The following is an 11,034-nucleotide window of genomic DNA, read 5'->3' as shown; positions in this document are numbered from 1 at the left end:
AAGTCGCGTTCAGTGCGAATTCCTTGAACTCGCCGGACAGATTATCTAGCCTTTCGTTAGCGCTACCGCCGTCCGGGTGGTCAAGATCAAGCATGCAATGAGCGGCATCGACCAGCACGTATCCAACAGGAGAGGAAGACAGATGGATTTCGATCGACGCGACATCCTGTTGTCGGCCGCGGCGGCGCTGGTCGCCGGATCCGCCGGCGCGGCGCAGGCAGCGACCGGGCGGCCATTGGGCTATGCGATCGTCGGCCTCGGCCAATACGGCCTCAAGACGATCATCCCGCAATTCGTGAATTGCGCGCACAGCCGGCTGGCCGCGGTGGTCAGCGGCGATCCCGCGAAGGCGGCGCGGGTCGTGGCGGAACATGGCCTGCCCAAGACCGCGATCTATTCGTACGAGAATTTCGACAGCATCCGCAACAATCCGGACGTCGACATCGTCTATGTCTGCCTGCCCAATTCGATGCATGCGGAGTATACGATCCGCGCGGCGCGCGCCGGCAAGCATGTGATGTGCGAAAAGCCGATGGCGACTTCGGTCGCCGAGTGCGAAGCGATGATCGCGGCCTGCAAGGCGGCGAAGCGAAAGCTCATGATCGGCTATCGGTGCCATTTCGAGGCCACCAACCTGGAAGCGATCCGGCTCGCTTCGAGCGGTGCGCTCGGCAAGCTGCGCTACGTCCGCTCCGAACATGGCTTCGTGATGCGCGATCCGTCGGTCTGGCGGTTGAAGCGGGCGCTTTCCGGCGGCGGATCGCTGATGGATATCGGCATCTACGCGCTGCAGGCCTCGCGCTACATGACCGGCGAGGAGCCGATCGCAGTGTATGCGCGGGAATCGACGGATCGCAGCGATCCGCGCTTCACCGAGGTGGAGGACATGATCGAATTCACCTTGGAATTTCCGTCCGGTGTGATGGCCGGCTGCTATTCGATGTACAGCGCCAACCAGAACCGCATCCTGGTGATGGGTGACAAGGGCCGCGCCGAACTGGAGCCGGCGACGCGCTATGCCGGCAATCGGATGTGGACCGGGCGCGACGGACGTGAGCAGGAGGTGACGCCGCCCGCCACTCCGCACAAAACCCAGTTCGCCGGGCAGCTCGATCATCTCGTACAATGCGTGCGGACCGGCAACGAACCGATCGTGTCGGGAGAGGAAGGGCTGCGCGACATGCGGATCATCGAGGCGATCTATCGATCGGCGCGCGAAGGCCGGCGCATCCCGCTGGGCGCCAAGGCATGATCGCGCGCCTTGCCGCGGCGGCCGCGCTCACGCTCGCCTTTCCAGCCGCCGCCCAGGCGCCGATCGACTTCGCCGCCTCCGCGGAGGTGCGGGCAAAGGTGGCGAAGATGGCAAAGGCGATGAAGCCCGATCAGGGGTTCATGGCATCGCCGGTGGTCAGCGACGGCAAGGCCGTCGCTGCGCTCGAATATTGGCGCAAGCCGGGCCGCCCCGCGGTTCATCCCGACGAAGCGGAATATGCGATCGTCGTCGAGGGGGCGGGCACGCTAATCATGGGCGGCACGCTCGCCGATCCGGAAGTGCGCCGGCCGGGCCTTACCGAGGGCAGCCGGATCGAGGGCGGCACCACGCACAAGCTGGCCCCAGGTGACGTCATGCTGATCCCGGCGGGCGCGCCGCACTGGTTCGGGATCGACGGCACCCACCTCGTGCTGCTGGGCATCAAGCTGCCGAAGGCGCCCTGATGCCCGGCGCCGCATCACGGGTTCAGGGCATACGCCATGCGTAAAGCCCGTGATGCGCCAGCATGTAGAGTGTCTTGCGGTCGGCGCCGCCGAACAGGATCTGCAACGGCCGTTCGGGCACGTCGATGCGGCCGATCTCCTTGCCGTCCGCCGTGTAGACAAACACTTGACCGTTGGCGACATAGACGCGCCCCTGGCCATCGCTGGTCACGCCCTCGCCCCCGCGATCGGCGAAGGGCTTGAGCCCGGTCACCGCGCCGCCCGCACCGATCACGCCGCTATAGGTGCGGTTCTCCGAGCCGTTGGTGAGATAGACGCGCTCGCCCGGCTTTCCCTGGATGAAGCCGTAGGTGTCCAGCGAGTCGGAGAAGCGCAGGCCGCGATGGTCGGACGGCCCCTGCGCGAACACACGCCACGCGGGAAGCACCAGCGAACCGTCAGGCGAGACATATTCCTGCGCCTTGGGGACCGCCATATCGCGCGCGAACATCTCGGCGAGCGTGGTGAATTCATAGGTTCTTAGATCGAGCTGATCCTTGAACTCGCCATTGTTCCACCAGTTGACCGGCAGCACCGTCGCGGCGCCCATGCGCGGGGCCGCCGGGGTCGGCGCGATCACCGTCACCTGCGTATCCGGCGCATCGGGGGTGATGCTGTAGACGGTCCCGTTGCGCCCGAAGGAGGAGAGCACGAGCAGATTGCCCGCCTTGTCGATCGTCAGGTTAACCGGGTCGAGCGTAGCGTCACGCACGATCTCCAGCCTGCGATCCTCGGACCAGCGCCAGATGCGCTGGAAGTGGCGATCGATGAAGTAGAGCCGCCCCTGCGCATCCACCGCGCCGCCGCCGATCGAATGAAAGCCATCCGCCAGCCGCTCGACCTTGCCGCCGAGATAGGAGACGGGCGCGACCTGTTCGGGTTTTGCCGGCACGTCGAGCACCGCGAATTCGCGCTCGCGCACGTCGAGCCCGCTGGTCACGTCGCGGATCGCATTCTCGAACGGGAATTTCGTCAGCCGCAGGAAGGTGGCGCAGCCATTCTCGTCGCAGGTGCCGAGCCCGCTTTCGGCGTTCACATGAACATTGCGGAAGCGGATGTCCTGCGAGTTATAGAGCGTCACCGCCGCCGGCGCTGCCTTGCGGGTGCGGGTGACGCGATAGCCGTGGAGATTGGCAACGAGGATGTTGCGCGAATTGCGGATCTCCAGCGCCACCGCATCGCCGCTTTCGCCCGCCTCACCCTCGGTCTGCGGCGCCAGCAACTCCCAATTGGCGACGCGATTGAGGCCGATCTCGGTGCGGACATGATGCTCGACCGAGGCCTGGATGATCCGCCCCGGCGTCTCGGTATCCGAAATCAGGATGCCGGGATGGCCGAAGGTGCTGGGGCTCCAGACATTGGCAAAGGTGCCGCCGCCGCCATCGGTGACCCACAGGCTGGCATATTGCCCCTCCCAGCGCTTCGCCGCATCGGGATCAGCGGTGCCATTGTTGTTGTAGGGCATGGTCCGCGTGCCGTCGAACAGGTTGGTGCCATGCCCGCCCTGGAACTTGACGTCATTGACCATCGACGTGGCGCCGGCCTTCCACAGCAAGGCGGTCGCGCGCGGATTGATGCCATTGGTGTTGAGGCCGACACCGGCAATGATCGCATCGCCACCTTTCGCGCTCTCGATCAACGCCTTCGGTGCGCCAACGCCCTGGAAGCCGGGCGTACCATCGGGCAACGAGATCTGCGTCAGACTCGGATGAAGCCCCACCAGCACCGTGTCGGGGCGCAGCCGCAGCGTATCGCTGACCTTGTAGAAGCCCGCGGGCAGATAGACGACGGGATTGCCGTCGATCGCCTTCTGGATCGCGGCGGTATCGTCGGTCTTGTCGTCCCCCTTCGCGCCGAGGCTCCGCGCGCTCACCCAATCCGACACCGGCGGCAGCGCGCGGATTGCGGGGGCGAAAGGCGCGGGCAGCGCGGCAATGCGTTCCGCCCTCATCTCTGTCCGGTAGTCGCCGATGCGGCCAAGGCCGGGTAGGGTCAGGCCGTGCGTGAAGGACGCGACCTTGTAGGTCGGCCCCGCGCCCGCGACGGTCTTTCCGCTGTCGCGGAAGCGGGCGAACACTGGGGTGTTGGCAGCGACGACATTCTGGAAGCCGACCTGCGTATAGACATTCTTCTCGTTGGAGATGATCACGCCCGCCTTCGAGACATTCTCGAAGCGCACATCCTGCCCCCACAGCCAGTCGCCATAGCCGCGGTCGATCTCGATGCCGACCGGAGTATTGCGGATCCCGACATTGACGAGCGTCAGCCCCGCCTCATGCTCGCGGATTGCTGCATCGCGCTGCCCCTCGAACGTTGCGTCGACCAAGGCGAACGGCCAGGCGGGAGATGGCTTCTCGGCGAGGATGCCATAGCGGCCGCCGCGAAAATGGAGGTCCTCCGCCTCGTTGGCGACATGGTAGAGCCCGGCAAGTCCCGACCCGATGTCGAAATCGACATGGCTGACGAAGCTGTGCTGCGCGGAATGGAAACGGATCGCGGTGGCAGCGGCGTTGCCCTCCAAAATACGGAAGTCAATATTGCCCAGCGCAGAATAGAAGGTGCCGGGATTGGCGTCCGGAACATCCTTGTTGAACGGCACGCTGCCCGGGGGCGGAAAGGCCACTTCCCGCTTGTCCTTGGGGTCGCGCTCGCGCCGGCCGCCGGCGAAGATCAGCATATGCGCCACGCCGCGCTGGAAGCCGGGCGTGTTGCGGCCGAGCAGGATCACTGGCCGCTGTTCGCCGATGCCGAAGATGCGTACGCCGGGCCACAGAAAGAGGGTGCGGGTGATGCGGTAGGTGCCGGCCGGCAGGAAGACGATGCCGCCACCGCCCTTCTCCGCCGCCTTGTCGATCGCCGCCTGGATCGCGGCGCTGTCATCCGCGCGCCCGTCCCCTACGCCCGCCACCCTCACCGCCGCCGGTTCGTCGGGCGCGGTGCGGTAGACGGAGGGGGAGGCATGGGCCGTTCCCGCCGCCGCCAGGAACAGCAGCACCGAAGCACAGGCTCCACTCAATCCGCGATACATGCAGCTTCTCCGGCGGGACCAAAGAAATGTCCCGGCCTGTGAGGGCCGGGACAAGTTTGGGGAGGGGACTGGGAAAATCTAGAAGTTGAAGCGGAGCCCGGCGCGGTAGGTACGGCCCAGCGTGTCGTAGAGCGCTGGGTTGACGTCGAGGCCGGTGTTGGTCTGCGGGCTCGCCTCCGGGTCGCGATCGAACAGATTGTCGACCTTGAAGTAGAAGCGAACCTGCTCGTTGATGTTGTAGGAGCCGCCGATGTCGACGTAGAACGCGCCCTTCATGTGGTTATAGTCGATCGTCGGGTTGTTGGCGGTCGATGCCGGGCAGCTTCCGGCCTGGCATTCGATATACTGGTTGCCGAAATTGCCGCTGGAGAACCAGCGTTCCTGCACGGTGAAGCTGAACTGGTCGTTCTCGTAGGTCTGGATCGCCAGCCATTTCCAGTCGGGCGTGGCACCCGTATTGACGCCCGCGGTGTCGACCGGGATCGTGCCCGGAATGCCGGGATCGGTCACGAACTTGCGGATGTGGGTCGCCAACGCGCGCACCGTCAGCGAACCGTCCAGCCCCAGCGGCTTGCGCCACTGATAGCTCGCCTCGATGTCGAAACCGTCGGTCTTGATCGAGGCGAGGTTGAACGACTGGACGTTGACGAACTTGAACGCGCTGTCGAGATCGAACGAGCCGCAGGTCGAGGTGATGTTCTCGAGGAAGCAGAGGTTGACGATCTGCTGCGCCGAAAGGCTGGAGATCACCCCCTCAAGCTTGATCTTGTAATAGTCGAACGAGAGGCTGAACCCCGGCAGCCAGGGCGGATTGGAAAGCACCGCGCCTACTTCGGTGTTGCGCGCGATTTCGGGCCGCAGGTTGGGATTGCCAACCGTGTTCTGGATGATCAGCACCTGCTGGCCGCCATTGCGTGGGTCGGTAAAGTTGGGAACGGTGGTCGTCACCGGCGCCGCGAAGAGTTCGGAGAGGTTCGGCGCGCGCACGTCGCGCGAGGTCACCGCGCGCAGGCGGAACCCGTCGAGCGGCGTATCCCAGGTGCCGCCGACCTTCCATGACCAGACCGTGCCCGATGTGCTGTAATCGGTCACGCGTGCGGCGCCGTTGATATTGGCGCGGCCGGCGCCTTCGGAGTCGATCAGCGGCAGATCGACCTCGACGAAGCCCTCGACCACCTCATAGCGGCCGCGGCCATTCTTGTAGTTGCCGGCATACCAGTTGCTGCCATCCACCGCGTTGAGAATGGGGTCCGCCGGATATTCGGGACTGTTGGGGCTCACGTCCATCACGCCCGCACCATAGGGGTCGGCGTTAACCCGGTAATATTCGCGGCGATATTCGCCGCCGAACGCCACCGAAACCGGCCCCGCCCACAGTTCGAACGGCGAGCCCGAGATATTGAGGCTGGCGACGTCCTGCGTCTGCTTGGTGTGCTGGAACGGGCCGTTTTCAGGGGTGATGTAGGCGAGCGCCGCCGTCGACGGGATGTTGTTGCCGAAGATGTTGATCGGCACGCAGCCGCTGGCACGCGCCACTGGATCGCGGCAGACGATCTGACCGTTCAGCCGGATCGCGTCCGCCGCCTGGTTGTAACGGCGATTGAGCATGATGTTCTCGACATCGATGTCGGTGATGTTGATGCCATGCTCATAATAGGCATCGTAATTCCAGTTGCTTGCGATCTTGCCCTTGGCACCTGCCACGAAGCGATATTGCTTGCGGTTCGTGTAGACTTGGATGTTGGGCAGGATCGCGTTGCTGAGGCCATAGCGAAAGTTGGTGATGCCCGCGGTCGCGCAGGCCGTCGCGATCGATTCCGGCAGATAGGGATTGCTGCACTGGATGGTGAGATCGGTGCGTGCGGCACCGGGGTTGGGCTGGTTGTTGGTCTTCACCCGCGCGATGTTGACGGTGGCGTAGATCTCATTGTCCGGCGCGAACTCATAGGCGACGCGAGTGTAGCCGTTGATGCGTTCCAGCGCGGACTGCAGCGAGGTGCCCGAACCGACATGGCCGGACATGTCGCCGCCCACGCAGAAGCCGACGAAGCAGCCATTGACGGTGCCCCCGGCGTTGCGCGCCGGCGTGCCGTTGGAACCATATTGGAAATTATAGGGATTGCCCGCGGCATCGAACGCGATGCCCTGCAGCGGCCCGTTGTTGATCAGGCCATATTTGGCATATTGATAGGGCTGCCCGAAATCGCGGTAGAGGTATTGCGGGTTGTTGCTGTTGAGCACGCCGGTGTTGACCAATGTCGTCGCGCGATACCAGTTGCGATCGCCGGCGAGGTCGGTGCCGAAATTGCCCGGCCCCACACCTTCCTCATGATCATATTCGCCGCTGACGATCACGTGCAGTCGGCCGAAGGACTTGCCCCAGGCGCCCTGGATCAGAACCTGCTGATTGTCCTTGTAGTCGGTGATGCCGCCCTGGATGTTGCCCTTGAAACCTTCGAACTTGGTGTTGGTGATGAAGTTCACGACACCGCCCACCGCATCCGAACCGTAGGAGGCGGAGGCGCCGCCGGTCACCACGTCCACGCGCTGGACCAGCAGCTGCGGAAACAGGCTGATGTCGGGCACGCCCGTCACATTGGCGCCGACCACGCGTTGGCCATCGAGCAGGGTCAAAGTGCGGATCGTGCCGAGACCGCGCAGCGAGAAGGAGCTCAGCCCCTGCTGGCCGCTCGACGTGCTGAACGTGCCGGTGGCGGCACCGGTCGAGCCCTGCAGTGAAGGAAGCTGCGCGATCGTGTTGAAGATGTTGGGCTGCGCGTTGTTGGCGATCTGCTCCGCCCCGATCACCGTGGTCGGCGTCGGCGCGTTGAAGCCGCTGGTGGTGATGCGCGATCCGGTGACGATGATGTCGGCGTTCTGACGCTCCTGCGCCGCCGCTTCGGGCGCCTCGTCCGCCACGGTCACAGTATCCGCCAGCGCCGCCTCCTGCGGTTCCGGCGCGGGCGCTTCCTGCGCAAGCGCGGCACCACCGAATGTGACCGCTACCAGAGCCGCAAAACTGACGCCCGCAAGGTGCCGGCAGTGTCCGATCGTCGCCTTCATCATCCATCCCCTCATTTTTGTCTTAAGGCCGCATGTCGCCGCCGTGCCCCACATCGGGCGCTTCGTTTTCAAGATTATCCTGCCGGCAGGTGCGCCGCACGCAAGACAATGGTCGTAGTCGTGCGCGATCGTGTCGGTTGGGCTCAGGGCCGGGCCGAATAGAGCGCGTGGTGCGTCAAGATGAACAAGGTGCGGCCGTCGGCACCGCCGAACAGAATCTGCAGCGGCCGTTCGGGAACATCGATCCGGCCGACTTGCCTGCCGTTCGGATCATAGACGAACACCTGCCCGTTCGCGACATAGACCCGGCCGTCCGCCGCAACCGCGACGCTTTCGCCGCCGCGATTGGCGAACGGCTTGAGCTCGGTCAGAGTGCCGCCAGCGCCAACCTTGCCGCTGTAGGTGATATTCTCGGACCCGTTGGTCACGAACAGCCGCTCGCCAGGCTTCGCACCGACCAGGCCATTGGCGTTGAGCCCGTCCGACCAGCGCCAGCCGACATGATCGATCGGCCCTTGCTGCCACACCCGGAAAGCGGGCAGTGATAGGCTGCCGTCGGGAGAGACATATTCCTGGGCCTTGCGGCTGCCGACGTCGCGCGCGAACATCTCGGCCAGTGTCGTGAACTCATAGGTCTTGTGGTCGAGCTGGTCGCGGAATTCGCCATTGTTCCACCAATTGACCGGCAGCAGCGTCTTCGCCGCGCCGGCGGCACGAGCCGGTGTCGGCTGGATCAATGTGATCTTGTCCTGCGGCGCGGTCGGATCGAAGGAATAGACCCCACCCTTGGCACCGAGCGACGACAGCACCAGCAGATGGCCGGATGCGTCGACGGCGAGGTTGACCGGGTCCAGCGCATGATCGCGCACAGTCTCCAGCCCCTTGCTCTCGCTCCAGCGATGGATGCGCTGGAACCGGCGATCGATGAAATAGAGCGCGCCCTTGGCGTCGACTGCCGCGCCGGAGATCGACCAAAAGCCGTCCTCCAGCTTGCTCACCTTCGCGCTGCTGGCTGAAGGCTGTGCGATGCGGCGGTCGGCAGCGCCGATGTCGAGGCTGGCGAACTCGCGCTCGCGCACAAACAGCTTGCGGCTCACATCCTCAATCGCATTGTCGAACGGATATTTGCTCGCGCGCAGGAAGGTGCCGCAGCCTTCGTCGTCACAGGTCGCGTAGCCGCTCTCGGCGTTCACATGGACGTTGCGGAAGCGGATGTCGCTGGAATTCACCAGCTTCACCGCGCTTTCCGCGGGCGCATAGCTACGCGTCACGCGATAGGCGTGATAGTTGGCGAACAACAGGTTGCGCGAATTGCGGATTTCCAGCGAGATCGCATTGGGCCCATCGCCCACTTCCTGCTCGGTCTGCGGCGCCAGGAATTCCCAGTTCTGCACATTGTCGAGCACGAACTCGTTGCGCGCGTGATGCTCGACCGACATCTCATAGACATGGCCGGGCGTGCTGGTGTCGGTGACATAGAAGCCGGCCTGTGCGAAGGTGTTCGGGCTCCACACGTCGGCGAAGGTGCCGCCGCCGCCATCGGTCACCCAGATGCTGGGATATTGTGCGTCCCACCGCCCATCCGACACCGGGTCGCCGCTGCGCGCGGAGAGCGAGCCGAGCGATTTGCCGTCCGCGGTCGGCGTGCCGCCACCGCCCATGATCTTCACATCCTCGACGAGGCTGGTCTCGCCTGATCGCCACAGCAGCGCGGCAGCGCGCGGGTTGATGCGGCCGGTGAACAGGCCGAGACCCGACAGGATATTGTCGCCGCCGCGCGGGGTTTCGAGGATGGGCAGCACCGCGCCCAGCCCGGCATGGTTGGGGTTGCCATCGGGAATATAGAGCTGTGTCAGTGCCGGGTGCAGGCCGATCAGCACCGTATCCGGCCGCAAGGTCAGCCGGTCGGTCACCTTGTAGAAGCCGGCGGGAAAATAGAGGATGCGCTGACCGTCGATCGCCTTCTGGATTGCGGCGGTATCGTCGGTCTTCCCGTCGCCGGCCACGCCCAGCGACTTCACATTCACCCATTGCGCCATCGCCGGCAGATCGCGGATCGCGGGCGTACGCGGCGCGGGCATGGCGGGCAGCGCCTCGATCTTCGCCTCGGTGGCATAGCTGCCGGTGTGGCCAAGATCGGGGATGGCAAGGCCGTAGGAGAAGGACGAGACCTTGTAGGCACGGCCTTTGCCCGCCACCGTCTTGCCGCTGTCGCGGAAGCGCGCGAACACCGGGCTGTTGCTCGCCAGCGCGTTCTCGAAACCGACCTGGGTAAAGACATTGTTCTCGTTGGAGATGATGACGGCCGCCTTCGAGACATTCTCGAACCGGACATCCTTGCCCCACAGCGAGTCGCCATAGCCGCGGTCGATCTCGATCCCCACCGGCGTATCGCGGATGCTGACGTTGACCAATGTCAGGTCCACTTCATGCTCGCGAATCGCGGCGTCGCGCTGCCCGTCGAAGCTGGAATCGAGCAAGGTGAACTGCCAGGCGGGGGAGGTCTTCTCGGTGACGATGCCATAGCGGCCACCATGAAAATGGACATTCTCGATGACGTTGCCGGACTGGTATACACCGGCGAAAGCGGAGCCCAAGCGGAAGTCCATGTGGCTGAGAAACGCATGCTGCGCCATGCGGAAGCGCACGCCGGCGGCGGCGGGATTGCCCGCGCCGATCTCGATGTCGACATTGCTCATCGAGGAATAGAAGGTGCCTGAATTGGCGTCCCGCACCACCTTGTCGCGCGGCACCACTGTCGGCACGGGCACCGGCACCTGGCCGACATTATATTGATCGCCGCCAGCGAAGACGATCATCGTCGACACGCCCTGCTGGAAACCCGGCGTGTTGGGCGCGAGCAGGATTACCGGTCGCTTGGCGCCGACGCCATAGACGCGGACGCCGGCCGGCACGGTCAAGGTGCGGGTGATGCGATAGGTGCCGGCGGGCAGGAAGACGATGCCGTGGCCGGTTTCATCGCGCGCCTTGTCGAACGCCTGCTGCAGCGCCGCGCTGTCGTCGCTACGGCCGTCGCCCTTTGCCTTGACGGTCACGGCACGCGGTTCATCGGGCGCCACGGGAAACACCGATTGCCCCGCCGCCCACGCCGGACCGGCACCGCCGAGCGCGGTTGCCGCCAGCAGCGCCGCCATCATGCCGCGTGCCATCATCGCGTTCTCTCCCAT

5 protein-coding genes are annotated in these 11,034 nt (G+C 64.8%); 2 read left to right on the top strand and 3 right to left on the bottom strand.

All coding sequences use genetic code 11. From position 1 onward, the window contains the following. Positions 1-142 precede the first annotated feature (142 nt). Together FHS96_RS11195 and FHS96_RS11190 are read left to right on the top strand one after the other, a co-directional pair. Positions 143-1,252, top strand: a complete 1,110-nt coding sequence (locus FHS96_RS11195) for a Gfo/Idh/MocA family protein (RefSeq protein WP_429590868.1) — start codon at positions 143-145, stop codon at positions 1,250-1,252. After that, a complete protein-coding gene (locus FHS96_RS11190) occupies positions 1,249-1,716 on the top strand; it encodes a cupin domain-containing protein (protein WP_429590866.1) in 468 nt (155 codons plus the stop codon). The genes FHS96_RS11195 and FHS96_RS11190 overlap by 4 nt, the downstream gene beginning before the upstream one ends. A 22-nt stretch (positions 1,717-1,738) precedes the next feature. On the opposite strand, the gene FHS96_RS11185 is transcribed toward FHS96_RS11190, so the two are convergent. The 3 genes from FHS96_RS11185 to FHS96_RS11175 all read right to left on the bottom strand — a co-directional run bounded on the left by FHS96_RS11185 (position 1,739) and on the right by FHS96_RS11175 (position 11,019). Beyond that, positions 1,739-4,783 carry a glycosyl hydrolase family 28-related protein gene (locus FHS96_RS11185; RefSeq protein WP_429590864.1) on the bottom strand — a complete coding sequence of 1,015 codons (3,045 nt, stop codon included), beginning with the start codon at positions 4,781-4,783 and terminating at the stop codon, positions 1,739-1,741. Positions 4,784-4,861: 78 nt separating this feature from the next. Further along, positions 4,862-7,846, bottom strand: a complete 2,985-nt coding sequence (locus FHS96_RS11180) for a TonB-dependent receptor plug domain-containing protein (RefSeq protein WP_429591771.1) — start codon at positions 7,844-7,846, stop codon at positions 4,862-4,864. Positions 7,847-7,989: 143 nt separating this feature from the next. Further along, on the bottom strand, positions 7,990-11,019 hold the full coding sequence (locus tag FHS96_RS11175) for a glycosyl hydrolase family 28-related protein (RefSeq protein ID WP_429590861.1): 3,030 nt from the start codon (positions 11,017-11,019) through the stop codon (positions 7,990-7,992). Positions 11,020-11,034: the final 15 nt, after the last annotated feature.

Source organism: Sphingomonas zeicaulis (genome assembly GCF_050433225.1).
In the GTDB taxonomy this organism is placed as follows: Bacteria; Pseudomonadota; Alphaproteobacteria; order Sphingomonadales; family Sphingomonadaceae; genus Sphingomonas_D; species Sphingomonas_D zeicaulis.
Note: the sequence above shows the minus strand (reverse complement) of the source record. Positions and strands in the feature narration are given on the sequence as shown.